The organism is Chamaesiphon minutus PCC 6605 (assembly GCF_000317145.1).
Taxonomy (GTDB): Bacteria; Cyanobacteriota; Cyanobacteriia; order Cyanobacteriales; family Chamaesiphonaceae; genus Chamaesiphon; species Chamaesiphon minutus.
In genome coordinates, this window is the sequence record NC_019697.1 from 1184605 (window position 1) to 1210339 (window position 25735).

At 42.3% G+C, this 25735-nt stretch carries 19 protein-coding genes and 4 pseudogenes; 14 read left to right on the forward strand and 9 right to left on the reverse strand.

What is annotated here, in order from left to right; genetic code table 11:
- Positions 1 to 119: 119 nt before the first annotated feature.
- Positions 120 to 3698, reverse strand: coding sequence for a pPIWI_RE_Z domain-containing protein (locus tag CHA6605_RS05410; RefSeq protein ID WP_015158523.1), 3579 nt, complete (start codon positions 3696 to 3698; stop codon positions 120 to 122).
- A gap of 5 nt (positions 3699 to 3703) precedes the next feature.
- Complete coding sequence (locus tag CHA6605_RS05415; protein WP_015158524.1) at positions 3704 to 4849, reverse strand: restriction endonuclease-related protein; 1146 nt, start codon at positions 4847 to 4849, stop codon at positions 3704 to 3706.
- 290 nt (positions 4850 to 5139) lie between these two features.
- On the opposite strand from CHA6605_RS05415, the gene CHA6605_RS05420 reads away from it, so the two are divergent.
- From CHA6605_RS05420 to CHA6605_RS05470, 12 genes and pseudogenes are all read left to right on the forward strand, one after another.
- Positions 5140 to 5523 (forward strand): helix-turn-helix domain-containing protein, encoded by a 384-nt coding sequence (locus CHA6605_RS05420; RefSeq protein WP_015158525.1) that lies wholly within the window; start codon positions 5140 to 5142, stop codon positions 5521 to 5523.
- A 6-nt stretch (positions 5524 to 5529) separates the two neighbouring features.
- On the forward strand, positions 5530 to 6060 hold the full coding sequence (locus CHA6605_RS05425; protein WP_015158526.1) for an ImmA/IrrE family metallo-endopeptidase: 531 nt from the start codon (positions 5530 to 5532) through the stop codon (positions 6058 to 6060).
- Positions 6061 to 6257: 197 nt separating this feature from the next.
- The gene (locus CHA6605_RS05430) at positions 6258 to 7217 is read left to right on the forward strand and encodes a tyrosine-type recombinase/integrase (protein ID WP_015158527.1); all 960 of its coding nucleotides are present in this window, start codon (positions 6258 to 6260) and stop codon (positions 7215 to 7217) included.
- Positions 7218 to 7444: 227 nt separating this feature from the next.
- Positions 7445 to 8032, forward strand: a complete 588-nt coding sequence (locus CHA6605_RS31315) for a TnsA endonuclease N-terminal domain-containing protein (protein ID WP_051038704.1) — start codon at positions 7445 to 7447, stop codon at positions 8030 to 8032.
- Positions 8025 to 8774: a hypothetical protein gene (locus tag CHA6605_RS31320; protein WP_051038706.1), complete on the forward strand. Its 750-nt coding sequence runs from the start codon at positions 8025 to 8027 to the stop codon at positions 8772 to 8774. Before CHA6605_RS31315 ends, CHA6605_RS31320 begins: the two co-directional genes overlap by 8 nt.
- A 74-nt stretch (positions 8775 to 8848) precedes the next feature.
- Positions 8849 to 10072 (forward strand): Mu transposase C-terminal domain-containing protein, encoded by a 1224-nt coding sequence (locus CHA6605_RS31325; protein ID WP_051038708.1) that lies wholly within the window; start codon positions 8849 to 8851, stop codon positions 10070 to 10072.
- Between the two features lie 84 nt (positions 10073 to 10156).
- On the forward strand, positions 10157 to 10420 hold the full coding sequence (locus CHA6605_RS05445; protein ID WP_041547619.1) for a hypothetical protein: 264 nt from the start codon (positions 10157 to 10159) through the stop codon (positions 10418 to 10420).
- 153 nt (positions 10421 to 10573) lie between these two features.
- A pseudogene (locus CHA6605_RS05450) lies at positions 10574 to 10900 on the forward strand (TniB family NTP-binding protein); the annotation flags it as partial.
- Positions 10885 to 11205, forward strand: coding sequence for a hypothetical protein (locus tag CHA6605_RS05455; RefSeq protein WP_041547621.1), 321 nt, complete (start codon positions 10885 to 10887; stop codon positions 11203 to 11205). The pseudogene CHA6605_RS05450 and the gene CHA6605_RS05455, both read left to right, overlap by 16 nt.
- A gap of 15 nt (positions 11206 to 11220) precedes the next feature.
- Positions 11221 to 11649 carry a TniQ family protein gene (locus tag CHA6605_RS05460; RefSeq protein WP_198288436.1) on the forward strand — a complete coding sequence of 143 codons (429 nt, stop codon included), beginning with the start codon at positions 11221 to 11223 and terminating at the stop codon, positions 11647 to 11649.
- Between the two features lie 6 nt (positions 11650 to 11655).
- Positions 11656 to 12087, forward strand: coding sequence for a hypothetical protein (locus tag CHA6605_RS33695; protein WP_157259830.1), 432 nt, complete (start codon positions 11656 to 11658; stop codon positions 12085 to 12087).
- Between the two features lie 149 nt (positions 12088 to 12236).
- Positions 12237 to 14471, forward strand: a complete 2235-nt coding sequence (locus CHA6605_RS05470; protein WP_051038710.1) for a hypothetical protein — start codon at positions 12237 to 12239, stop codon at positions 14469 to 14471.
- Here CHA6605_RS05470 and CHA6605_RS05475 read toward each other — a convergent pair.
- On the reverse strand, positions 14465 to 15661 hold the full coding sequence (locus CHA6605_RS05475) for an ISL3 family transposase (protein WP_015158531.1): 1197 nt from the start codon (positions 15659 to 15661) through the stop codon (positions 14465 to 14467). The genes CHA6605_RS05470 and CHA6605_RS05475 overlap by 7 nt on opposite strands.
- A 467-nt stretch (positions 15662 to 16128) precedes the next feature.
- Between CHA6605_RS05475 and CHA6605_RS05480 the strand changes: the two genes are divergently transcribed.
- A complete protein-coding gene (locus CHA6605_RS05480; protein ID WP_157259832.1) occupies positions 16129 to 17199 on the forward strand; it encodes a hypothetical protein in 1071 nt (356 codons plus the stop codon).
- Positions 17200 to 17269: 70 nt separating this feature from the next.
- Here CHA6605_RS05480 and drmC read toward each other — a convergent pair whose 3' ends face one another.
- From drmC to CHA6605_RS32530, 3 genes and pseudogenes are all read right to left on the reverse strand, one after another.
- Positions 17270 to 17941, reverse strand: a complete 672-nt coding sequence (gene drmC / locus CHA6605_RS05485; RefSeq protein WP_015158532.1) for a DISARM system phospholipase D-like protein DrmC — start codon at positions 17939 to 17941, stop codon at positions 17270 to 17272.
- A 31-nt stretch (positions 17942 to 17972) separates the two neighbouring features.
- A complete protein-coding gene (locus CHA6605_RS37075; protein WP_198288437.1) occupies positions 17973 to 18116 on the reverse strand; it encodes a hypothetical protein in 144 nt (47 codons plus the stop codon).
- Positions 18113 to 18576, reverse strand: a pseudogene (locus tag CHA6605_RS32530) (Zn-binding domain-containing protein); the annotation flags it as partial. The gene CHA6605_RS37075 and the pseudogene CHA6605_RS32530, both read right to left, overlap by 4 nt.
- A gap of 297 nt (positions 18577 to 18873) precedes the next feature.
- Here CHA6605_RS32530 and CHA6605_RS05490 point away from each other — a divergent pair.
- Positions 18874 to 19761 (forward strand): IS982 family transposase, encoded by an 888-nt coding sequence (locus CHA6605_RS05490; protein WP_015329006.1) that lies wholly within the window; start codon positions 18874 to 18876, stop codon positions 19759 to 19761.
- Positions 19762 to 20045: 284 nt separating this feature from the next.
- Here CHA6605_RS05490 and CHA6605_RS37080 read toward each other — a convergent pair.
- From CHA6605_RS37080 to mgtA, 3 genes and pseudogenes are all read right to left on the reverse strand, one after another.
- Positions 20046 to 21879, reverse strand: a pseudogene (locus CHA6605_RS37080) (helicase-related protein); the annotation flags it as partial.
- A 507-nt stretch (positions 21880 to 22386) separates the two neighbouring features.
- A pseudogene (locus CHA6605_RS37085) lies at positions 22387 to 22716 on the reverse strand (CheR family methyltransferase); the annotation flags it as partial.
- A 313-nt stretch (positions 22717 to 23029) separates the two neighbouring features.
- Positions 23030 to 25669: a magnesium-translocating P-type ATPase gene (gene mgtA, locus CHA6605_RS05500; RefSeq protein WP_015158533.1), complete on the reverse strand. Its 2640-nt coding sequence runs from the start codon at positions 25667 to 25669 to the stop codon at positions 23030 to 23032.
- Between the last annotated feature and the right edge of the window lie 66 nt (positions 25670 to 25735).

The window sequence follows — 25735 nt, forward strand, 5'->3', positions numbered from 1 at the left end:
TTTGGTTCGGGAGAGCGAGAGCGTGGTTTTTGTTGGTAATACTAATCTGTGTGGGCGGTGCTTCATAACCCTCCAAGGATGCTTAATCGTTTCAGTGAGGATTGGATAGTGAGATGAATTCAGTAAAAGACATCTTCAATATTTTCTAAGGCATCAGCTAGCGGCTTATATAAAGCTTTCCCAACAGAATCCTCTTCGGCTATATAATCGCAAATTCTGAGGATTGTGGCTACTAATAAGCTATTCTCTTCTGTATCATTCTCGATTGAATCGGGATCGTCGCCTACTCTAATAGCTGCAAGCTTTTTAGCACTGTTATCCGCCCAAGCAGAATCGACAAAATAGCCATGAAAGGGAACGCCCCCACGAATCAAACGGCCTACCGCTTGAATGATTCTGCCTAACGCAGTGGCTGCTAGATCGTAGCGAGGGAAGGCACATAAATCATTGTTATCGCGTAGCGTTTTATAATAAGAGCGTTGCTCTACCGATCGCCAATAAGTATTGGCTGTTTTCCGCAATAATTCCGCACGATGAGCCACCCCGTCTCCCTGTCGCCAAGCAATAAAGTCTTCCTTCTCCAACCACTCATAAGCCCGTCGATTCATCTCTTGGGCGATCGCTTGTGTATCATGAGGATGAGGAAAAGGGCGAGTTAGAAAGTAAACTGCACCAAAGGCTGCTTTACCATTACTATTCAAGATATTGAACCCACGTCCGATCGAACTTGTAGGTGCAACGAGGATTTTACCTTGGTGATGTCCGAATGTTTCAATATCCGCTCTTTTAAGCTCTCCAGGTTGAGATTTACCATCTTTTGTCTGATCTGCGTCGCTTACTAAATGATAGATTTGCTGACTGATATCGCTACGACATCGACGCATTTCATCAGCCACCCATTTCCCCTGTTCGTAAGAATTCACCAATACTAAAATGCGAGTGCGATTTTGCCACAGTTCGGGATCTTTTTCGCCCAATTCCTTCAATGCTTGTAATTCTAGAATCAAGTGATTGCTACCTTCATTGGTAGTGAGTAATTTCGCTAGTTCTTGAAACTTGGGACAGGCAATCTTCTTGTTGCTAAGATTACCTGACATCCGCATTGGTTTATTTCGATCGTTAAACTGAGGGATAAACTTAAACTGGCTTTGCTTAATTGCTGATTGAGCACTAGTTTCGGGCATTAATACCCCTTGTGGATCGCTCACATGAAAAGTAGTTGAGTCTGGCAAATAGGAAGTCCCTGAAAGTGCCAAGACATTCGCACCTCGTTGTCCATCAAAATCTGTTAATAAGCGATGAAAGTTGAGTATATAGTCTCGCCCGATATTACTATAAGCAAATAAGCTCAGCGTGTCGCTATTTTTGGCAGAGTAGTAAGTACCAAATTGTCTTCCCGTTACTGGTAAGGGTAGAATATTTATCATCGCCCTTGGCATGTTTTTATGAGGTGAAGGTTCGTTAATATTATCAGGTCGGTTTTGCCATTCGTAAAACACTATATTGACATGGCGATCCAATAAAACGATCGTCAGGGTGAACTGTAACCGACGAGTCAGAGTGTCAAGAGTATCTATATCTTCCTCTTTAGTTAGATATGGATATAAGTCTTGTGTATCTGGGTGAGTTCTCAGATTATTTAACTCTGTCTTTAATCGATTTAATTTATCTAGTGTGCCAGGTGAAAAAGTAGTAATCCAATTTTGACAATCATCGTAAATATCTCGATCGGTAGCACTCTCTCCCGTGTTATTAATCAACCGTAAAATCTCCAATAAGCTGGTTGTCGAAAGTTCGGAGCTACTACGTCTTAATAAAGGATCGTCCTTGAGAAAATCATCGAAACAATCCATGATAGATTGGATTTCTCGCTCGTCAGTTCTTAATTGCTCTTCTGATTTATCATAAGAATTTAATTCTTCCAATCCTGCTAAACGACGTGATAGCTTGTAAAAAAGAACGTGGGGCGTGAAGTATCCCTGTTGTGCCCATTCCTGGAGAATTTTATGTCCTAATTCATTACTTAGATTTGTGAGTGTAGCTTCTATTGCTGTTTGAGCATTTCTTTGTACGTTACGCCATCTAGATTTCAGCGGCGATCTGACTGAATCAGTTCGGCTTGATTGTTCTGTCTTAACACCAATTTTATCAAAAAGACCATTTCTACTACTATCGGTCAATGTTAATTGTTCTGCGTAAACTTTATCGAACCACTCAATAATAGTATCTGCTTCATCAAATACTACAATATCCGATTGCTCGTAAACCAATTCACCAATTTTAATTGGACGTAATTCGTAATGGTAAGGCATTCCACCGATAGACATGGCACCAGGGGTAGTAATCCAGACTCGCACTTTTGGCATATCCCGATATGCTTGTTGCGATGGACAGCGATCGAATAAAGGGCAAAAGCAAGGTTTACTATTACTCTTAGGGGTCTTCTTCTTATCTTTAGGTGCTTTTTTAAGAGTATGACAAGGCTCTGTTCCTGGTTTGAGCGGCTTACCGTTTAAAATATTATTGCGCTCGCTTTGTGAAATCCTTGCTTGTAGAGGACAGACGATACTTAACCACCGCTCGCCCCAGTGTGCTTGTCCTCGGTGGAGATGGTTTAAGTAGTCATCAGAGTTAGCAAAATTCTGTAAATGGCTGTCCCTCCGGCTTCTTCCTAAAATTGGTACAGCAACAGGATCGTCAGTTTCGGGATTATCGCAAAACCACCAATTAATTTGATTGGCGATTTTAATAGCTGATTGAGTGTCGCCGACAACTATAGTTATGCGGAGATCCGGACGGTTTCTAATAATATTACTAGCTAAGAGCAAAGATAATGTAGATTTTCCTGAAGCTACCATGCCCGCAATATGAGTAAAGCCATCTATATTCAAAGTCGGTGCCGTTTGTCGATCGACAACATTTCTCGATCGAACTTTGTGATAATTGAGTTTACTAAAACGTTTTATCCAATTACCTTTAGTAGCATTCGACCAAGAATATTGTCGAGCTAAAATTTCTTCTCTCGTATCTAAAAATATGGCTTCTGCTTCTAAGTCAGCTAGATCGATTACCACAGGCAATCGTGCTTGTATACGCTCGAACCAGGGTAAAGGATAAACAGTTGTAACTTGTTCTTGAGTAAATTTAACCTGTAGATTGACAATTTCTGCTTGAGTTTCAGCTTCAATTTGATAGTATGTTGCAGCTTTAACTAGCTCTCTCTTTCTAAACCTATACTTCAGTGTAGCAAGCAGAACACTTCTGACAATACTTTGGTTTGCTTCTTGTTGCAGATTTTTAGCAGCATTAATAATTCGATCGTCCAAATCTTGCAGATCGAATTCATAATTGCGCCAATTTTCAGGAATATTTCTGATATAGTCATACAAAGCATTCAGCCAGTTAAATCGAGATGAAAAAGGCACTATTTGTCTGACATTAACGATCGCTCTTTTATCTTCTTCACTGAGATTTTGCAGCCGAGGATGTCGGATAAATATCCCACTTAAAATCGCCCATACTGCGGTAACAGGTTCGTCATCTAATCCCAATCGTTCCATCAAAGCGAAGCCAAGCTCTACTTGTAATAGTAATTCTGGTTCTGCAATACCTTCATTTTTTAAAAATTCAACCCGTCTTACAAACTCATCAGGAGGTAAAAATAATGTATTGGAATTGAGATTGTTCTTTGCACTCATTTAAACTATTCCTCCTTTTGTAATGCGCTAATTTTATTAGCTACTTTGTTTTTAAAAACCTTTGCACTCATTAGATGAGTCTTCGCAGGCAAGCTTGGTGCCGCTTTACGAGCAATCTCGACATAATCTGGAGTAGCTTGAATACAGCGATCGCTAATGACGTAAAAACTTTCATCATGATGTAAATTTCCCTCGCTATATAGAGGTTTGAGATTTATTGCTAGCTTATAAGGATCTCGTACATCTTTGAAATCGATCGCCCATATGGTGCTATCTCCAAAATGTAACTGCAAATCGTATCGATCCAAGCCTGGATATAACTTGACTTGCTGTAAATAGTCTGGGTGAGTTTCACTCAACTCTTGTAACGCTGAATATAAATTAAGTTCGGGAATCCCAGGAAAACAAACTCGTTGATGAATGCCATCTTTAATCCGCTGTAAATCTGTTTCCCATTTAACCTTGTATACACACGAGTGTTTTTGGTGATGATTTATACACAAACGAGGTTTTATACCTTTCAAATTCCCATATTTTTCAGATAATATTCCACAGTGAGTGCAGCACCAATAAGTTTGGGTTTCGTCACAATCTTCGTATAATGCCCCAATATCTTCGATAGAAATGTATTTGCACTTAAAAAACTTATCTCTGATTTTCTTGGAAGAAGCGTATGGGTTTTGGATGATAAAGCGACGAAACAATATATACTCTTGTTGTGCTAAATCTGGATTAGTATCGTTGTAAATATCTCTAAGCTTATCTAAAACACTAATAAATTTTTTGTTGTCGATCGCTAACTGCTGAGCATAAGGACTGGCATTTTCAGGAACTCCACCCTTACTTATCAAATCCTCATACAGATACTCATTAGCAGCTTCGCTAAGACTACCTTCATCCAGCAATCCAAAATCGCGATCGAATTCGGTGGGAATAAAATTACTCGGACACCAATCTTTTATAGGATTTTCCAATAACAGCAAAAATCCATGTATTGTTTTGGGAAAAGGAACACTTTTCTTCATCTCTAGCGATAAAGCATTCATTGCGTGGCGCAGTAAATCTGGATAAGGATATTTTTTGTCTCGTTCTAGATACTCTTTTACTCCAAATACTAGATAATCAAAAACTTCTGTTCTACTAGCAACCATTCAAATCGCTCCTTTGCTACTATCCTAAATCTGGAGATTGAAACCTAAAATCCTGTGAAACCTTTCTAGACTGCTCGATCTTTGGGATCGTGTAGAGGCTGTCGAACTCTGGTTCTACTCCCACAAAACTCGCACGACACGCATCCGCTCTCTATCCTCGATACGAAATTACTACAAGATGTGAGATGGTCATTGCGACTCACTAGCGATACAATCGTTTCATTAAGCATACACACACTCTCCCTACTGTGTCAAGCAAGAAAAAAACAAATCTTTTGTGAGACAAGGCAATGGCAAATTATTTAGATATGGATAAATTGGCTAATCTAGTGCGGAATAAGCGTCTGACACGCGGATTGCGAGAAACAGCCAAAGAAATTGGCAATGTCAGTCCTTCTACTATCTCCCGCGTTGAAAATGGCAAAACTCCAGATATGGAGACTTTTTTAGCTTTATGCGATTGGTTGGAAGTACCAGCAGCAGAGCTAATTAAAAATACCGAAGACGAAAAAGCTCCCAATACGCCTGAAGCGATTACGATTCATTTACGAGCCGATCGTAATCTCGATCCAGCGATCGCTAATGCTTTAGCATCATTAGTTACAGCAGCATATAAAGATCTATCTCAAACTAAAAATGAGGTAGCCATCGATCGAATTCAAGATAAGGAGTAGTTTCTAGTGGGATTGATAACTAGCTTATCGACCGAGAATAGGCAGAGATTAGAAGGGATCGCTAGCGAAAAATTTCACCAGTTGGGTTTAAAAGTTTATCAGCCATTGCTGACGAGCGTTTTGGCGCAAGATTTAAAAGCAACAATTCACACGCCAGAAACACTTCCAGATGCAGAGATAGAGCAAGTCAAACTTTTAAGTAATAGCAATAATTGGTCAGCAGTAATTATCCGTAAAAATCCGCTTGTGATAGTTCATAATTCTCGTCATGCTATTACTAGACAAAATTCTAATTTGATGCATGAATTCGCCCATATCATCCTCAAGCATGAAATGGTTCCTTACGATCCTAGCACTGGATTACCTCAACGTCGGCAACAAGACGAAGATGAAGCAGTATATTTGGGTGGGTGTTTGCAGATTCCCAGACGTGGTTTATTGTGGGCAATTCAAAAAAAGATGACCATCGATCGAATTGCCTTACACTTTAATGCGAGTCAGGACATGGTGCAATTTCGGATGAATGTTATTGGATAGCAATTGGATCTCGATCGATTTGTCGAGCCAATACCAAATATTAGTCTGGGAATATGACACCAGGAATCGATCTCCGACAAAGTATTCGGGTAAGATTGAGGGCAATCCGGTTATTAGCGTTGGCGTAGCCTATCTGAAAGAGAATCGAGCATTCTTTCAAGGAGAGGTCAATCCACAATCCACAATCCACAATCGAAGTGACCTTACTCTCCACCATCGTCGCATCCCCCCTATCCCTGCAAGATATCGCCCAGCGGGATTTACTTCAGGAACTCATTGCCGACAGGCGATCGCCCAATACGCGGCGGACGTATACTAAGGCATTGGTGGACTTTTTCATGCAAGTCGCTCAGGCTGCGCCGACACCAGCATTAGTGGGGGAATTTTTGAAACTCGATCGCTATCAGGCGATGACGTTAGTATTGAGGTATCGACGGATATTAACCGATAAAGGGTTGGCTCCTTCTACTATTAATACTCGACTGGCGGCGATTAAAAGCTTGGTGGGTTATGCGCGCAAAGTGGGGGAATGTCACTACGATTTGGCGGATGTCGAAGGGGTGCGGGTGGAGAATTATCGGGATACTTCGGGGGTGAATCCGACGGAGTATCAGTTGACGATCGGGATGTGCGATCGCGAGACAATTAAGGGTGTCAGGGATTATGCAATCTTGCGGTTATTGTGGGATAACGCACTCCGGCGGGCGGAATTATGTCAGGCGAATGTGAAGGATTTCGATCCGATCGGGTGTAAATTGTGGATTATTGGGAAGGGGAAGGTGCAGCGGGAGTCGATCGATCTCAGTCGTCAGTCGGTACAGGCGATTCAAGCGTGGTTGGAATTGCGGGGGAAATGTAAAGCCAGCGAGCCGTTATTTTGTACGCTCGATCGGGCTACGAAGGGGCATCGATTGAGCGGCAATGCGATCTATAATCTCGTCAGAGAGACGAGTGCAGCAGCGGGGATATATAAAGTGATGAGTCCGCACCGCGTGCGTCACAGTGCGATTACAGCGGCTTTGGATGCGACGAATGGGGATACGCGTCGGGTGCAGAAGTTAAGTCGTCATGCGGATTTGAATACACTCACTCGCTACGACGATAACCGGCGGCATCATCAGGGGGAAGTTACGAAGATTTTGGCGGAGTTGGTGTAGATCTGTCGGTCTTGTGTCGGTCTACACATAAAGTGAAATACTCACACATAAGGTGAAATATCTACGCATAACCTGAAATTTATTTACACATAAGATGAAATAACAAGGCACCACTTGATCTAATAATCGTATCTCATAATTATCCGAGATACTCTATGGTCATTTCAAGACTGACAACTAAGAATCGGCGACCAAAGCAGAATATCGGTAATTTTAGTAGTTGTAAGATGGAAACTAGTTTCCGATACAACTCTCTGTTGCAGAAGGATTTTATGTACTGGCTAGAGTTTGACACAGATGTTCTGTCTTACAATATGCCAGGAATTGTAGTAAATTACCAAAGTAACGGGAAGGAGAAAAGCCATACTCCAGATTTCCAGGTCGTCCGCTATCAGAAGAAGCAAATTATTGAAGTTAAGTCTCAGAAGACTGTCAAGAGTGAAAAGTACGATCGCTTGTACCAGATGTTGTCTGGACTATATGACGAGACAGGATGGACATTTGTTGTTCTAACTGAGGCAGAAATTCGCAGGGAGCCAATCCTCTCGAATATTAAGTTGCTCTATGGATATGCAAGAGAAAGCTTTAGCATTGATGAGTATCGAGATTGTTGGGAAATTGCTCGATCGAATGCACCAGCTTCTCTATTAGATATATTTCAAATATTAGACCAGCAGAGGATTCGGCGGAATGTGCTGTTTAAGTTGCTATTTCATAATTTAGTGGAACTCGATATCCAGCAACCGATTACAGCGAATAGCTCGATCGTATCAGTCGCGGCAAAAATAGATTGGAGAATACTATTCAATGGCTAGAATAATACTCAAGGATGGTTTGAAGTTTGAGCTACATGGAAAGGAATATCAGTTAGTCGAACGGGTAAATCCCAGCGAGTGGAGAATTCTCCATATGGTGACTGGGCAACATAGTAATTTGTCAGCGGAAATAATCAGAAATTTTCTGTTCAAGGGAGAGCTGACATTTATCACGGCAAAATCTCAGCAACATATTGCTTTTCCAGACTTAGATGAGACAGATCGGAATGAGGCGATTCGGCGAGAAAAGTATGTGATGGCAATTTTAGAGCAGGGGGTAAATAAATCTACGCCACAAGTTCTAGAGCCAATTATCCAAGATGTGTACGATCGATTGCAAATAGATGAGGGTATCGATCGAGAAATCAAGGATAAACCCCAGCCTTCGCATATTACTGTCTATCGATGGCTGAAAAAATACAAGCAGTCAGAGGGTAATATCCATTCATTGGTATCGAGTAGCAGTAAGAAAGGTAATCGGACAGCTCGAATTCAGCCAGAAGTTAGTAGTACGATCGAACAGGCGATCTCGGAAATTTATCTAAATTCCAATCAGGCTTCGGCTAAGGATGCTCACGATCGAGTAATTGTCTTAATTGTAGAAGAGAACCAACGCCGAAAAAATCTCAGCTTACCAGAGCTGAAAATCCCTAATTACATGACTACTCTGCGTGCAGTCAATGATTTAGCACCAAGAGAAAGGGATGAAAAAAGGTTGGGTAAGAGAAAACTGCAAATTTAATCTATCAGGCTGTATCTGTTGGTCAGGGTCTTAATCCAACTAGACCATTAGAGATTGTGGCGATCGATCATAGTATGTTACCTTTTTATGTGCTTGATAATGACTATCGATTACCCGTCGGTTGCCCTTGGTTGACAGCAGCCATCGATGTCTATTCTCAAACAGTTGTTGGCTACTATTTGACTTTTGAGCCGCCGAGTTATCTGTCGGTTATGTATTGCCTGTTACATAGCATTCGTCCGAAAGACTATGTAAGAGCGACATATAAGTCCGTTAAGAATAATTGGACATCTTATGGCTTAATGGAAAATCTCAAGGTTGATAATGGTACGGACTTTACGGGTAGATCCTTGGAAGATGCTTGCAGAGAGCTAAAAATAAATCTAGATTTTGCACCAGTTCGGATGCCTTGGTATAAGGCTGCGATCGAAAGATTCTTTGGTAGTTTGAAAACACAGCTAACTGGGAGTATTCCAGGACGATGCTTGCAACTATTGAAAGAAAGCGATTACGATCCGAAAAAGCAATCAGTTGTCACATTAGATGGATTGCAAGAGATACTTCACCACTTTATTGTAGATATACACAATCAAAGTGGCCATACTCAGCTAAAAAGTCCTCGCGCCGAAGTATGGAAGCAGGCTATTCAGTCTTATCCTATTTCAATACCCAGTTCTGATGATAGCTTGAAAGCTCTGTTGGGTGATGTTGAAGAACGGGTAATTAGTAAAGCAGGAATTGAATTTAATTATCTGTTCTACAATAGCGATCGATTGCAGTTGCTGCGTCAACACCATGAGACGGAAGATGGTCGAAGAAGAGAAAGGATCAGAGGAAAGGAGAAGGCTAAGATCGAATATAATCGCAACGATCTCTCTGTTATTCACGTCTTTGACCCTAGTACTAGAGAATATCTAGCAGTTCCAGCTATCAATCAAAACTATACTCAAAATCTTTCACTCGCTCAACATCGGATTATCCAGCGGTATGTGGCTAATCAATCTCAGAAAGTAGATATTGTTGCATTGGCTTTAGCAAAACAGGCAATCCAGAATATTGTGGCTGAAGCACTCAAGGAAACAAAAGTGGCTAAGACATCTAAACAAATAATCAAGTTCTTAGGAACTGGTAGAGGTGAAAATGTGATTCGATCGCAAGAGGAGTCATTGAAAATATCAGAAGAATCCAATCGTATTGATGATATAATTAGTGAAATAGAACCACTGATTTCAAGCAATATAAACTTAGGTATTCCTGATTTCTCCAGTGCATTTGATGCTGCGGAGGAGAAAAAGTAAATCTCTACAAAAGAGGAATCATTTCAACCAGAAGAAAGTAAAGGTATTGATGCTAAGAAGAGTACCATAAACACTCAGGCTAAATTGTTACCACCAATTACAGAGAAAACAGCAACTCGCAAATCTAGATCGAAAACTAAACTGGACAACAAGAAAGTTCTCGATAAAAGTGCCGATCGAGAACCTGTAATCGTTTCCGAGCAGCAAGTTCCAGATTTGTCAGCAGACTCAATCTCATCAGAAAATAGTTCGAGTGGTGTGGAAAAATCTGCACCTGAAGTTGAAAAGCAGGAAACAAAATCTCAGGCTAGCGTAGGATTGCCACAGTGGAAACCTCGTCAGCGATGACGATCTCTGCAACTCAAGCTAATTGTTGAGCTGGCTATTAGTAATTACGTTCTGGAAACTTCTCGCAATATTTAGCTCATGTCAGACGATACAGACAAGAAGACAACTAGAGAAAGGATCTCAATTGCAAATTAGGTTTATGCAGGTTATCCATTATTTAACCAAGTACTAGAAGATATCGATCGCTGTCATGATAGTCCCAATATTAAGGGGGATGACGATCCCGATTGCCTGCTATTGATGGGTTCTACAGGTGCTGGAAAAACGACTATCTATAAAACTTATGCTCAGAACTATCCTAGTCAGGAAACAGAAGAAGGTAGCGTTGTGCCGATAATTTATGCAACAATTCCTGCTGCGGCGACAGTGAAAGGACTTGTTGAAGCCCTATTGAAAAAGCTCGGCGATCCTTTGCATAACAAAGGTACGACGATTAATCAAACGAGGTCGAGAGCCAATTGCCATTGGCGACGAAATTAGAGCTGGCTGAAAAGTCGCTATCTGAGCGGATCTACTATGCTACTGATGGGACAATTGGGCATGTAATGACGTTGATTCGGAAGGGGGCTACTTTGGCGATCGAGCAAGATCTCGATCGATTGGATCTCAGTATTCTAGGCGTTATCTACGACAAGCATCTCAAACATGACAAGTTTTTCAAAAAAACCGATCCATTCTTAGGGAATAAGTTTGAGCTAGAAGCTGCCTACGAACAAGATTCTAAGTTCGATGAGACGACTGGTAGGAGGAAAAGAGACAGTGTTAAGGAAGTTTTCCGAAAATAATAAAATATGCGATTCTTGCGTAGACCCCGCCCTGGGGTGAATGAGATACTGTCTAGCTATTTGCTGCGAGTTACGGGAGCTAATGGTTATGCTAATTACAAGGTCGTTTCTGAATATGTCGATATCCAGTCCGATTTGCACAAATTCAACTATCTATCCAAAGATATTACCAGCCTGGAGCGGTTGAGTGCGGCAACGGGGGTAATGGAGTCGAGATTGTGGGAGATGGTATTTCCAGTTATCGACGATCGATCTGTACGAGCTTATGGGGCGACTTTGGAGTATCAGTGGTTGGAGCGGGAGAAGCTGAAGGTTTGTCCGCATTGTCTAGCGGAGACGGGATACTATCATCAACACTGGGCTTTGTGGCTCTACACCAGTTGTCATATTCACAAATGGTTGTTGGTGGATACTTGTCCTCAGTGTCAGTCAGGATGGCGGTGAGATGACTTGAAGAATGATTGGCAGTGTGGGTGTGGTTTCAATTTTAGGGAGGCTCCTATTGCCGATTTAGGGTTGGGGCAGGATAATTTGAGCAGCTTGGTGGCTCGTAGGTGTGGGGTGGCTGGAGATAGTGCGGGTACTCTTGATTCTCCAAAGGAGAGTCCGCGCCAACGAACATCTCTACTTGATGCTTTCGATCTGTCGCAATTGTCGCTGCTGATGATGTCTACGGCTCTGTGTCTATACAATCCAGGTGGTAGTTTGCATCAACTCAAGTTGCCATCTAGCAATCGAGAATTAGATGCGTTGTTGTCGAGATGTACGATCGTGTATGGCTCGAGCAGCCGAATTTGGGATATTTTCTCCAGTGGTTCGATCGGATGTATCGATCGAAGTATCAGAAGGCTGGGAAGCGGAGGAATCACCTGGAAAGGTTGAGTCTGATTTCGACTTTTCGCCAGAAGCTCGACGCTCTTCATCTCTGAGATTTCCCAGGGGTAGGAATCTTGAGATCGGATGCCAGAAAATCGGTTTTGTATATAAATATTTCATGTATCAGTCTATTATTGTAATTCAGCGAGGGTAGAATGAATCCAAATAAAAAACAACTTAGCAATCCTTTTTCTACTGGAGGCGGTGGCGGACATTTTGAAGCTCATATTCAGGCTTCATTTGTTGTGCTAATGCTTACTGGAGGATATGCACCATGCCTCCCTTGTTGGCCGATTTGCGAGATTAAGCTACAAGGCAAAATAGATGGATTTGATACTGACGACATCATCGTGTTCGTTGAAAATCAAAATACTCAAGAAAGACGGAAACTAATTGGACAGGTAAAACACTCGATCAGTATCACTAAAGCTAACAATATTTTTGCAGAAGTAATTCAGGCCGCGTGGAATGATTTTAATAATCCTGATGTGTTTACAAGAGGTAAGGACATTATCGCGCTTATTACTGGCGCACTGAATGCAACAGATTCTCACAATGTACAGTGGTTGTTGAGTCAAGCTAGGCACACTAAAGATGTAGAGGAGTTCTATAGAAATGTCGATCAGGCTAAATTCAGCCCTGCAAAGAGCAGTGAAAAATTGGACGTTATTCGACACCATTTGAAATTAGCTAACAATAATTCAGAGGTTTCTGATGAGGAACTTTATTCATTTCTCAATCATTTTCATTTGCTTGGCTACGATCTGGGGGAGGAAGTTGGCGTTGCGCTATCCCTACTGCACTCTCATATTTCACAATTCAACCAACAAACTCCACAGTGGGTTTGGTCGAGAGTTGTGGATATCGTTCAGACTTGGAATCAAGATGCAGGAACGATCGTGACAGAAAAGCTCCCCGAAGATTTAAGAGAGGTCTTCAAGCAGCCATCTCTTACCTATATTCCCAAAGAATTAACAACTCAGACAGAACTAGTTGAAGTAGATTGGAGCAATCACGAGTATGCAACCGATCTTGCACTAGCAAATTTGGTTGGTGCGTGGAATGAGAACAACGAAGTTGATACTTCTGTTGTCGCCAAATTAACGGCTCAAACTTATTCGACTTGGATTTTAAAAGCCAGGGAAATTATTCATCAACCTAATTCTCCGTTGTTGTTGAAAAATGGAGCTTGGCAAGCAATCGAACGGGGTAATTTATGGGAAGTTCTAGGTTCGCGCATATTTGATAACCATCTAGATACTTTCAAAGAATTAGCTATTGCTGTCCTGACGGAGCGACACCCTTCTTTTGAGCTACCTAAAGAGGGACGCTATGTGGCAAGTATTTATGGTAAGGTGCTGGAATATTCCTCAGATATGAGAAAGGGTTTAGCTGAGGGTTTAGCTATACTTGGTAGTAAACATACTGCATTAGTTAACTGCTCTCGCGGGAAGGCTGAAAGTACTGCTATTATGTCTGTTCGTGAAATATTTGCGGCTGCGGATTGGGTATTATGGGGCAGTTTAAATAGTTTACTGCCTCTATTAGCAGAGGCAGCACCAAAAGAATTTTTGGATGCAGTAGAGAAGGCGTTAAGCTTATCACCTTGTCCATTTGATGAATTGTTTGCCCAAGAAGGTAATTCTATAACTGGGCGTAATTATCTAACTGGATTGCTATGGGCACTAGAAGGAGTCGCTTGGGATGAGCAATATCTAGTTCGCGCTTGTGTAATTCTAGGCGAACTTGCCAGCCACGATCCAGGTGGAAACTGGGGAAACCGTCCAGCTAAGTCCTTGTTAACAATCTTGCTCCCTTGGCTTCCTCAGACTCTGGCTTCAAAAGACAAGCAAAAGATTGTTGTTAAAACACTATGCCAAGAATTTCCAGAAGTTGCATGGCAATTACTACTCGGTCTACTTCCAAATCAACATCAAACGTCAATGGGTTCTCATAAACCATCATGGCGTTATTCCATACCTGAAGATTCGGGGAAAGTTAACTATCAGGAATATTGGGCACAGGTATCCTCTTATACTGAAATCGCTGTTACAGAAGCGGGAGAAGATCGAGCAAAACTTAGTGAGCTTATTAATCATTTCGATAACTTACCCAAACCTGCATTTGATCGTTTGCTGGAAGTTTTATCGTCGGAGGCGATCGTAAGATTGCCTGAAGACAAACGTTTGCCTCTGTGGGAGAGTCTCATAAAATTCACATCTAAACATCGACGCTTTCACGATACAGAATGGGCATTGAAAGATGAATATCTTTTGCGGATCGAAGCAGTTGCAGAAAAGCTGGCTCCATCAAATCCTTTTCATCTCTATCAGCACCTATTCTCTGATAATGACTTTGGTTCTCCAGTACCTAATGTGCTAAATCAATAATTGAATCTCCAAGTTAGCAAGCATCTGTTTCGGAAGTTGTTGAAATTAGTGAAGCCATAAGCAGTACGCTTGATGAGCTTAATCTTATTATTAATTCCCTCAACTACACCACTAGTAGTTCGCTCATCAAAGTAAGCAACTATCTCTGTTAACCATCGCGAGATTGTGCCACAACTATTTGGCAAATGCTGCTTGGCTCTTACCAGCCAATGTCTAATTTTCAATAGTCCTCTCATCCACGATGTTGTTTTTTCCATTATCTCTCTCCATTTTTCTTTGAGTAGATGTGCTGCCCTAATGTTGGCAAATTCTTCTCTAACCTGCTTGAGCTTCTCTTGTTCTTTCTCCTCTCTTAACTCTTTTTCATTTTTTAGCAGCGCATATTTACTCGATTTTATTACTGCCAATTGCCGAGTGTATTCATTCTTTTGCTCTAATGTCTTTGCGGATTTAAGTTTAGCCTCTATCGCTCTTTTTTCTTGTTTTCTCAGCTTATCTAACTCACTATTTATTTGCGCTGTTACATGAAATCTGTCTGCTACTACTTGAGCATTAGGCATCACTTCTATCGCTAAGCTTTTATACCCTTTCCATAAGTCTATGCTGACTTCTTCGATCCTTTCCAGTACCTCTGTCCCCCATCCTTTCAGGATTTTCTCTATTTCTTCACTCTTTCTGCTTTCGATTATTGCTAATAATTTTCCTCGCTCTATATCTACTAATACTGCACAATATTTTCCTTGTCCTTTTACCATTGCTATTTCATCTATTCCCAGTTTTCTTAAATCCGTTGGCTTTTCTCCGTTTAGCTCTGCTGCTGCGTCTTCAATTATTCTCTCTATTTCTGCTGTCGTCATTACTCCTGTTCTAGCTACGCTCTGAATATCTCCTTCTAGTGCTTCTGCTAGGATTTTTTTAGCTAGTCTTGAAGTATATGTTCTTCTGCCTTTAACAAATTCTAGTTGTTCGCTAAATGGTTTTTGACATTTTTTACATTTAAATTGTCTTCTGTTTATTTCTAGGTGAACTTGCTGCTCTCCCCACGGCAAATCTTTTACTATGTATCTATTATTCTGATGTAAGCTACTACTCTTCGTTCCGCATCTATGGCATTTGCTTTCTTTCTTTATTGCTTCTACCTGTAAGATGATGCCTATTCCTTCATATTGTCGCTGCGACTCTACTCGCATTCCTTCTATTCCTAATAGCTCCGTTAGTAGCTTGAGTTCCTTTTTTGTTGCCACTTGCCCTGCCCGCCGCTCTTCTTACTATTTCTTCCTCTCTTCATTATCTTGCTTTTCCTCTCCTCGTCAGCAGTTTTGACATATTTATTTTATTTTCTTTCTCTTGTACTGCCTCGATTCTCATTTAATTAGCACATTAGGTACTGGAGAACCATGACTTTGAACTCTTTGAAGAGAATGGTAATTGGGAAGAACAACAGCAAAAACTCGATGAACGCCGTCAAAAAGCTGTACGAGAAATATTGGAAGTAGGTGGCATTGAGTCGATTTTACAATTAGCCCAGGCACTAGAATCTGAGACGATTGGTTGTGCTCTTGGGCATGTGGGAGAGGGGGAAATAGATTCATTTTTGCTGCCTACATATCTAGAATCAGAAAATAGCAAGCTCTCATTGTTCATTTTTAGGTATATCTTGAGTCGTTTAGAGACTAATGGTTGGTCTTGGGTTGATGAATTGGACAAATCAGAATGGAATAGTAGACAGGTTAGTCAGTTTCTCAGCTATCTACCATTTACCAGCGAAACCTGGAATCGTGTAACAGAGTGGCTGGGAGACGAACAGGGAGAATATTGGCGCAAAACTAATACAAATTACCGATCGGACTCTAATTCAAACCATGCAATTGAGAAACTGATTGAGTATGGAAGACCTTTAGCTGCGATCGGCTACTTAGGAATGATGCGTTATCAAAAGCAATCAATAAATGTAGATACGTGTGTCAAAGCTTTGTTAGTTGCGGTAACTTCATCAGAACCATCTTATCTAGTGAATAATTCGTATCACAATATAGTCGAACTGATTAAGATGCTTCAGAAGAATCCAGTCATCGAACGAGAAGATCTTTTCCGTGTAGAATGGGCTTATTTATCTTGGCTAGATGGTCGTCATGGTGCAAATCCCAAAGAAATAGAAAATCGGTTAGCTAGTAGTCCAGAATTTTTCTGTGAATTGATTCGTTTGATTTATCGCTCTAAGAAATTTGAAGTTACTAATGATAATCAATCTGAACAAACCAAAACAATCGCAACAAATGCTTGGCAATTACTTCAGCAGTGGCATACTACTCCTGGGATGCAAGCAAATGGTAGTCTTGATGATGCTCATTTTTCCAATTGGCTTCAGCATGTGAAGGAAATTTGTGAAGAATCAGGTCATCTAGAAGTGGCACTAATTCAGATTGGTGGAGTTCTCATCCATTGTCCACCTGACACGAGTGGGTTGTGGATCGATCATACTGTAGCCAAAGCACTGAATGCAAAAGATTCAGAGAAGATGCGGAGAGGATTTGAAACAGGAATATATAACTCACGCGGCGTTTATTCGGTCGATCCGACGGGAAAACCAGAGCGAAAGCTTGCCGAGCAATATAGACAAAAAGCTGAAGCTGTTGAGAATGCAGGATATCATCGTTTTGCAGAAACACTTAGAAGTATTTCCGACCAATATATTCGTGATGGAGAAAGTCATCGCGACTGGATATAAAAAAGATCGCTTGGCACAATTTCAAGAATTTCTACTTAAAAATTTTGTCAAAACTTACGGTTACTTGCTCTCATTTTTCTGACGATGAATTAGAGGTAAGCATTAGAGGTTTTAATATTTGCTGTGCAGCTAAAGTCTCAAACTGATCGCTCAAAGCCTTCGCTGCTGACTTATCCCTCAACATCACCCCAGCCTCAGTATTTCGATCGTGTGCAGCTTCCGTAAAATTTGCCGAAGTCACCAACAGGTATTCCTCATCGATAACTACGCATTTAGCATGGAGACAAGCTCTAGTGCGACCGCCTATTTCTAACGATCGCGGGTCGTAGAATATATCTGGAATTCGCTTTCCTGGCCAGATCTCCGCACGAAAGCGACGGGCATATTCTTTGACTAAAATAGCCGTTGGGGTAGTGTCTTTGAAATCCCGCTTGATGTTGATAAACAGTCTGACTTGGAGCTGGAAATCTTTGTCCATCTTGGCGGCTAGTCCACCAAAGAGGGTTGCGGCATTTTCGCCTTTGTCGATCGCGTAGGTGGAGATTAATACCGATCGCTGGGCGATACGAAATAGCTCTTGCACGACCACTTTAGTATCGCGTCCGCTGGCTCCCAAGATCTCATCACCCGTCCAGACTAGATCGATCGAGTCTCGTTGGGTCTGTTGGGACTCGCGTTCGGCTAAGATCGATCGCAGTAGATAGACAAGATTAGCGGTATTCATCCCCTGTTCCCAGAGCATATTTAACTCACTCGCGATTACCTACGGTAGGCTACGCCAACGGCTGCACTTGGGCTGAGGCGATCGCTAGTGCTAGTGCAGGAGGTGAAATAGGGAAGGCGATCCGCCCAGATTCGATCGCCTTGAGCAGACTTTCGAGCGATGGACGACTGAGTTTGAGAAATGGGGCACTCATAGAAAGTCGGGGAAGAAGGCTGCACCCCGATCTTCGACAGTGTTAACGACCAATGCTCGATTCTCCAGGGAGAGGCTTCGCCAACGAGAAATTCATTCCCTTTCTCACAAGATGTTTCGGCAATTAGCAGACAACCGTGACAGGCGGCTCCATGCAGGAATCGCTCTTCATTAGCTTCTGCTGGCTTATGTTGGGCACAGACTGGATCGTTCGAGCAGAGTCTCCCAAACTCTAGGGCGTTGGCGAGGATCGATTCGATCCGTTTGCCTACTTGTACTAAGCCACCGAGGGTGCCCTCAGAGCCAGAAGAACCCGTGTAGAGCAAGATGCCGTAGCCATACTTTTCGCTGGCATAAACTCGCTCTTTAATCGCACTAGCTGAATAGCCGCACTCTAGGGATACAGTGGTAATGAGCAAGTGCGAGAGGGAGTGGAGCATGACGTAGGGTAGCCCTGGAAAACCTGAGTTCGATGAGGCTGTGCCTCATCATCAAATCAAGTCTCTGACTGTGCTTGAGTCATAAACATCAATTATTAAAATGAGATATTTCCAAGTCATTATCAATAAGCTTTGATTATTGATAATGACTTGGAAGTAAAACGTCGATCGATAATTACAAATAATTAACAATTAATAAGTTATTAAAAGTTCTGAGGAGCGGTCGGCAAATAAAAGTACAAATAGCATTGCAACCCTTATGTATAATCTCTGATTCTGGTTAAATTAATATATATATTAGAAAACCACACTTAGATGATGGACTTAACCGAACTATTTTGTGAAATAGATGATTTCTGCCAAGATTGGCTAGCAACTTTTTCATCAATATCTTTCCCTGCCAACGGTAATAGCTTACCAAAACGCTGCGGCCTATCACTGAGCGAGGTCATGACTATTTCTATTCATTTCCATCAGTCAAGCTATCGAACATTTAAGGATTATTACCTCAAAAATGTTTGTCAAAACTTAACTGATTATTTTCCAAAGTTGGTTAGTTACAATAGAATGGTGGAGTTGATGCCAAATGTTTTAATAGCTTGCCTTTATTATCTCAACTCTCGTCAAGGTAAGGTGACTGGAATTAGTTTCGTGGATAGCACGGCTATTCCAGTTTGTCACCCAAAAAGAATTAAAAGAAATAAGGTTTTCAAAGAAACTGCCAAGCTGAGTAAGAGTTCTATGGGATGGTACTTTGGATTCAAGCTTCATTTAATTATTAATGATTGCGGAGAGATATTAAGCTGCAAAATCACACCTGGCAATGTCGATGACCGCACACATTTGCCATCAATGACACAGGGAATATCAGGAAAAATATTTGGAGACAAAGGATATATTAAGAAAGAACTATTTGAAGAATTATTAAATAAAGGATTGCAGCTAATTACGCCACTAAAATCTAATATGAAAAACAAGCTCATCTTGATGGATGACAAAATATCACTTCGGAAACGCTCGCTGATTGAAACGGTAAATGACCAGTTAAAAAATATTTGTTATTTAGTCCATTCTCGCCATCGGAGCTTGCATAATTTCATGCTAAATCTGATTACAGCATTAATTGCTTATACTCATCAACCTAAAAAGCCGAGTTTGAAGCTAGATGAGCCTGCTCAAAACTTCTTTAGTATTGTTCCTATTTAGCCGATTATTTATTTATTAACTTAACTCAATATTTTCAATCATTAATCATCTTAATGATGGGTTTTATCGTGCCAAAATTTACATAAAATTTGCTATTAAGCTGAACATGTTGTCACATCTGAGTTCGATGAGGCTATGCCTCATCGAACTCAGGTGGAAAGGGAAAATCTTCATCTTTGCGTCCCGTTCTGGCTAACCAAGTTTGATGACCATTTAAGAGTTCTCTGCCGCGCTGTTTGACGGCTTCAGTTTCTTTCCAGGTTCCGAGAGGCTACGCCAACGACTCGCGGTCGATGGATATTCATCAGGGTAATCACCAATCCAGGGCGTTCGTCATCGCGTCCGACGCGGCTGGTGGCTTGGATATATTCGGCGGTGGTTTTGGGTTGTCCGAGAACTACCATTAAACCCAGACGAGTGATATCTAGACCGACTGAAATCATATTGGTTGCCAACACGACATCTACGGCATGTTTGCGATCGATCCCGTGGAAAGTCTTATCCAGCCTGCCCTTCGCTTCCGCCACCTGACTGGTATTAACTCGCGAGGTTAATTCTAATGGATCGTCGGCAATCTTGCGATCGGCAAACCAGCCAATTGCTTCTGTCTCTCGCTTCCTGTCGCTATATGCCTCTAAAAGCGATCGCACCTCATCCTCGACAATTCGCCGACTACCACCTAGTTCCCGCAGGGAATTAAAGTACCCCACTAATGTCATGTAAGGATCGACAGGATTTTCATGGTTTCTCGCTCCTTTCTCTGCTTCCCATAGCTTCTGACTCGCGCCTAATAGTGCGAGATAGGTACGCAGTAGCACTACTTTCAAACTTCGCCCTTGTCCCGAAACGCCCACATATAGACGGGCATTTTTCGTTTGAGCGGAAACGGTTTGGGCAAAGAACGAGTCACGACGTTGGCGTAGCCTACCGTAGGTAATCGACTCCAGGCGGTGGAAAAACTTCTACTTGGTCGCGTCCGAACAAAGCGCGAATTTGACTGGTAGCGCGGCGCACAGTAGCCGTAGATGGGACTATTTTGGGTTTAATTGCTTTACCATCAATCGTCCGGCAACTTAGGGTTTCGATCGCGGTTTCATATAGTCCCACCATCGTACCGAGCGGCCCCGAAATTAGGTGCAACTCGTCTTGAATGATTAGATCCGGTGGTAGTAATCCCTGTGAAAGCCGACTACTACCTTTGATGTCGGGAGTAGCAGCACCATAGAATCCATCCACACTATAGCTATTAACTTTCCCAAACAATCCCGCTGTGCGTCCTACCCACGGCAGACTGGCAAATTTATCGACGGTGGCAATTAAGAAACAGGGCAGCCGCCGATAGATGGCATCATCAACGGTGACAATTGGTAAGAATCGATCGCCCCTAAAGTCACATTTGCGGTTGCTACAAGTGATTTTGAGATCGAGGGGATTGGCTTCAGTCGGGCGAAGTTGAAAAGATTTCTTGTCAAATTTAGATCCACACCAAGGGCAACTATCGAGGGGAATCGGCGAATTTTGAGTTCTGCCACTTTGATAATCGATCGTCTTTTGACGGGCGGTGTGGTCTTTTTTATCGCCATGTTTGCCCATTTCATTGGGAGTAGCAGCGGAACCCACCCATAGCCCGATTTCAAACGGCCAGACTCCCAACTTGGCAGGATCTTTACTCCGTTCTAATTCGAGGGCACAAACGAGAGTGGCAGCGCGACTGAGTTGGTCGATGGTGAGCAGGCGGAGGGTATAACGCATCAGAACGCTCATTCCTGCCCCGTCAATACCTGGATTCCGCAGACGACGAAGGACGAGAGTAAAAGCAGCTAATCCCAGGTAGGCTTCAGTTTTACCGCCACCTGTGGGGAAGAAGAGTAAATCGACGATTTCCCGATCGATCGTTGTTGGTTGAGCGATACCGACTAGGTTCATTAATAGGAACGCTAGCTGAAATGGTCGCCATGTGGGGGCTTTCACCTTGATATCTACTGGAGATAGATCTGTATTATGGATACCCCGCTGACGAATGGCAGTGGAGATCGATCGATTTGCCATCCGAAAAGCTGTCAAAACATCGGGATCGTCTAAAGCTTGCAGTCCGGCAGCGATTCGCTGATTGACAATAGTTTCCACTGTCTGCGTTCGGCAGTCAAACGCTGCGGCGATTTGCGCGTCTGTCCAGTTTGCGCCCTCAATATCTGCTTTGAGTAAAATTTGTGCGCGGCGCACCTTTTGGCTACTACCCCTCAATTTTTTAATTACTTGGCTGAGTTGGGAACGTTCTTCTGCTGTCAGTCTGACAATATATTTTTTCGCCATCCGCTTGACACTTATTCGCCTAATTTTGCCGATTTTCCTCATTTTAGCAACCCTAAGTTTTAATCTTGACGCTGCACTAGTCTGTCCCCGAAAGTGGAGAATTTCCAAATCGTTATCGATGACGACACCAACAGGCGCAAACCGATCTAAAACGATCCGATCTGCTTCTTTTTGCAGATCGAAGTCACTCCACGCCGGGTCGTCGCTGGGGGTGGGATTGACAATCTCGCTGGCATGGGCATCCGCAATCAGATCGATCGTCAGCCGTGCTGGAGCCAATTTTCTGGCATAAATTTTCTGCTTTTTATCTACCGCAATAAACAAGTTTGAGAAGTCACCAGTTGTCTCCGATGTGCCCAACAGCAGAAAACCCGTGGTTTTTAGTCCATAGTGGAAGGTCGGCATAATCTTCTTTTGGAGTGCTGCGCCCAAATAGATCAGCACGTTGCGACAGCTAATCAGATCTAGTTTGGAAAAAGGCGGATCGCTACAGATGTTTTGTCTGGCAAAGACACACATTTCGCGGATCGACTTGGCGATCCGATACCCACCATCGACGGGCACAAAGAATCGCTGGAGCCGTTCGGGGGAGACATCTGCGACCGAGCTATACTTATAAAAGCCAGCTCTAGCTGTGTCGATCGATCGCTAATATCGGTCGCATAAATCTGAATCTGCGGCTTAATCGGCTGGTTGTCCAAATACAGCGGTTTGCATGTAAATAAGGTACAGTACATAAAATAGTAAAACTAGTACTGGGCGGCAGGAATAAACCCAGTGCTTCAATCGTACAATGGTTTACCTCGATCGGAGATAGCTACAGGATCGGCCCAAAAGCCTGCAAGATAGCCCTCAAAGGCGCATTCTATCATTGCTTTTTTGACCTAAAATAGCCAAAACATTAACGTCAAAACTATCTCAGAGCAAGCGTTGCAAGTATAACAGATGGATAACCTCATGTATATCCATATTTTTTAATGAACCAAGTTTTGACAAGTTGAGTCAAAACACAATAGCAAGTCAGGATGCCAGCTAACCAGAGAAAGTAAACGGCTGGTAACGGTACAAATCCCAAACTAGATCCGATGGGTGAAAATGGCAAATACATCCCGATACACATCACAGTCGCGGTAATTAGCAGCATGGGTAAAGAAGCTCGACTCTGGAAAAAAGGCACCTTAGCCGTCCGAATTACGTGGACGATGAGAGTTTGAGTCATCAGGCTTTCGACAAACCAACCTGTTTGAAATAAAGCTTGATGCTCTACAGATTTTGCTCCAAACACAAACCACATCAGGGCATAAGTGGCATAATCAAAAATAGAGCTAATCGGGCCGATGAAAATCATAAACCGTCGAATATTCTCAATCTTCCACTTGGGTGGCTTGACGAGATCTTCCTTGTCCACATTATCGAAGGGAATGCCTGTTTGGGAAAAGTCGTAGAGAAGATTATTAATTAAGATCTGGACTGGTTGCATTGGTAAAAATGGCAGCAATGCACTCGCGCCAAGAACGCTAAACATATTACCAAAATTAGAACTAGTACCCATTCTGATGTACTTTACTATATTTGAAAAAGTCTGGCGACCGATCGTGACTCCAGACTCTAGGACTAATAAGTTTTTTTCGAGTAAAATTATGTCTGCTGATTCTTTGGCAACATCGGCGGCTGTATCGACGGAGATGCCGACATCAGCCTCTCGCAAGGCTGCTGCATCATTAATACCATCGCCCATATAGCCAACGATGTTACCTGCTTTGCGGAGTACCTGAATCACCTTAGCTTTTTGGGTGGGCGAGAACTTCGCAAAAATAGTGGTAGTTGCAGCAACTTCGGCTAACTTATCATCGGCTAAAGATTCAATATCGCTACCTAATAAAACATTTTGAACGGGTAAGCCCACATCTCGACAGATTTTTTGAGTAATAATCTCATTATCTCCAGTTAAAATTTTGACATCGACTCCATTGCGCTTGAGAGCTTTAAGTGCTTGAGCGGCGGAATCTTTGGGTGGATCGAGAAAGGCAATGTTTCCTAATAAAATCAGATTACTTTCATCAGCGATCGTACAGTGAGATTGTGCTATTGGAATCGTTTTGTAGGCTACTGCAATCACCCGTAGCCCATCAGAATTGAGCTTTTGTTGTAAATCGGCAACTCTAGTATGAACTGACTCATCGATCGGCAAAATCTTGTCATCAACTTTGAGTTGAGTGCAAATTTTGAGGACTTCTTCAACGGCACCTTTGCAAATCAGCACATGGTCTTTGCCCGTTTCGGCGATAATCACCGACATCCTTCGCCGCACAAAGTCGAATGGAATCTCATCAAATTTGTGGTAGTCTCTGTCAATATCTAAGGATGTAAGTTCTTGTTTGCGTTCTAATACGGCGACATCCAATAAATTCTTCAAGCCAGTCTGGTAGAAGCTATTGAGATAAGCATATTTAAGCACATCCAAACTTTCTTTTCCATAGGGATCTAAATGCCGTTGCAAGACGATTTTATCTTGGGTGAGGGTACCTGTTTTGTCGGTACAGAGGATATTCATCGAGCCAAAATCTTGAATCGCATCGATGTTTTTGACAATCACTTTTTTGTCAGACATTGCAATTGCCCCTTTTGCCAAGTTTGCGGTCACAATTACAGGCAACATTTCAGGAGCTAATCCGACAGCAACAGATAAAGCGAAAGTGAACGCCTCTACCCAATTGTGCTTGACTACGCCATTAATCAGAAATACGAGTGGAGCCATAATCAGCATAAAGCGCAATAGCAGCGTGGTCACACTATTTACAGCTTTATCAAAACTGGTGCGAACTCGATTGCCACCGAGTGTCTTGGCTATTGATGCCAGATAAGTATGACTGCCTGTTTCGGCGACCACAGCGGTGCCCGAACCACTAACTACCGTCGTACCCATAAAGCAGAGATTGACCAGCTCTAAGGGGTTTTTCTCCTGCTTGTCGGCCAGATTTACGTGTTTTTCGACAGGGAGCGATTCGCCTGTGAGCGTAGATTGACCAAGAAATAAATCCTTCGCTACAATTAGCCGAATATCGGCAGGAATCATATCTCCGGCTGAGAGAAAGACAATATCCCCAGGTACTAATAACTTCACGGCAATTTCTGTTCCGCTGATGCCTTGTTGCTCTTTTGGGGTGGTAACTTTATTGTTACCCTGGCGACTCACTGCGGCGGTGATACTGACCATTTCTCGCAGCTTTTCGGCAGCTTTATTCGACTGAAATTCTTGAGAAAACCGTAACAGTCCTCCGAAAATTACCATCATAAAAATGATAAAAGCTGCGGTAGGACTCCCAGTTAACAATGAAATTGTCCCCAGCGCAATTAGTAGCAGTGAGAGGGGATTTGTCACCGTTTTCAGCAGTTGGATATACCACTTACTTGGCTTTTTACGGGCGATTTCATTTAATCCCGATTTTAATAATCGCCGCTGGGCTTCGGTTTCAGTTAGTCCATCTAGAGTAGTATCGAATAATTTCAGAACTCCAGCTACATCTTTCTGAGCAATATTGATAAGTGCGTTGGATGAATCTACAGAATTGGCATTCCGGCTGGAATTATTCATTAAGTAGTTTAATTTAGGGTATTAAATTGTCGGGAATTCGGAAGTTATTAAGTACTGCGATCTTAG

Coding starts and splice junctions, on each gene's coding strand:
- CHA6605_RS05410 (WP_015158523.1), bottom strand. CDS start 3,698: ATGAGTGCAAAGAACAATCTCAATTCCAATACATTATTTTTACCTCCT.
- CHA6605_RS05415 (WP_015158524.1), bottom strand. CDS start 4,849: ATGGTTGCTAGTAGAACAGAAGTTTTTGATTATCTAGTATTTGGAGTA.
- CHA6605_RS05420 (WP_015158525.1), top strand. CDS start 5,140: ATGGCAAATTATTTAGATATGGATAAATTGGCTAATCTAGTGCGGAAT.
- CHA6605_RS31315 (WP_051038704.1), top strand. CDS start 7,445: ATGGAAACTAGTTTCCGATACAACTCTCTGTTGCAGAAGGATTTTATG.
- CHA6605_RS31320 (WP_051038706.1), top strand. CDS start 8,025: ATGGCTAGAATAATACTCAAGGATGGTTTGAAGTTTGAGCTACATGGA.
- CHA6605_RS31325 (WP_051038708.1), top strand. CDS start 8,849: ATGTTACCTTTTTATGTGCTTGATAATGACTATCGATTACCCGTCGGT.
- CHA6605_RS05470 (WP_051038710.1), top strand. CDS start 12,237: ATGAATCCAAATAAAAAACAACTTAGCAATCCTTTTTCTACTGGAGGC.
- CHA6605_RS05475 (WP_015158531.1), bottom strand. CDS start 15,661: ATGCGAGTAGAGTCGCAGCGACAATATGAAGGAATAGGCATCATCTTA.
- drmC (WP_015158532.1), bottom strand. CDS start 17,941: ATGCTCTGGGAACAGGGGATGAATACCGCTAATCTTGTCTATCTACTG.
- CHA6605_RS37075 (WP_198288437.1), bottom strand. CDS start 18,116: ATGAGTGCCCCATTTCTCAAACTCAGTCGTCCATCGCTCGAAAGTCTG.
- CHA6605_RS05490 (WP_015329006.1), top strand. CDS start 18,874: ATGGACTTAACCGAACTATTTTGTGAAATAGATGATTTCTGCCAAGAT.
- mgtA (WP_015158533.1), bottom strand. CDS start 25,669: ATGAATAATTCCAGCCGGAATGCCAATTCTGTAGATTCATCCAACGCA.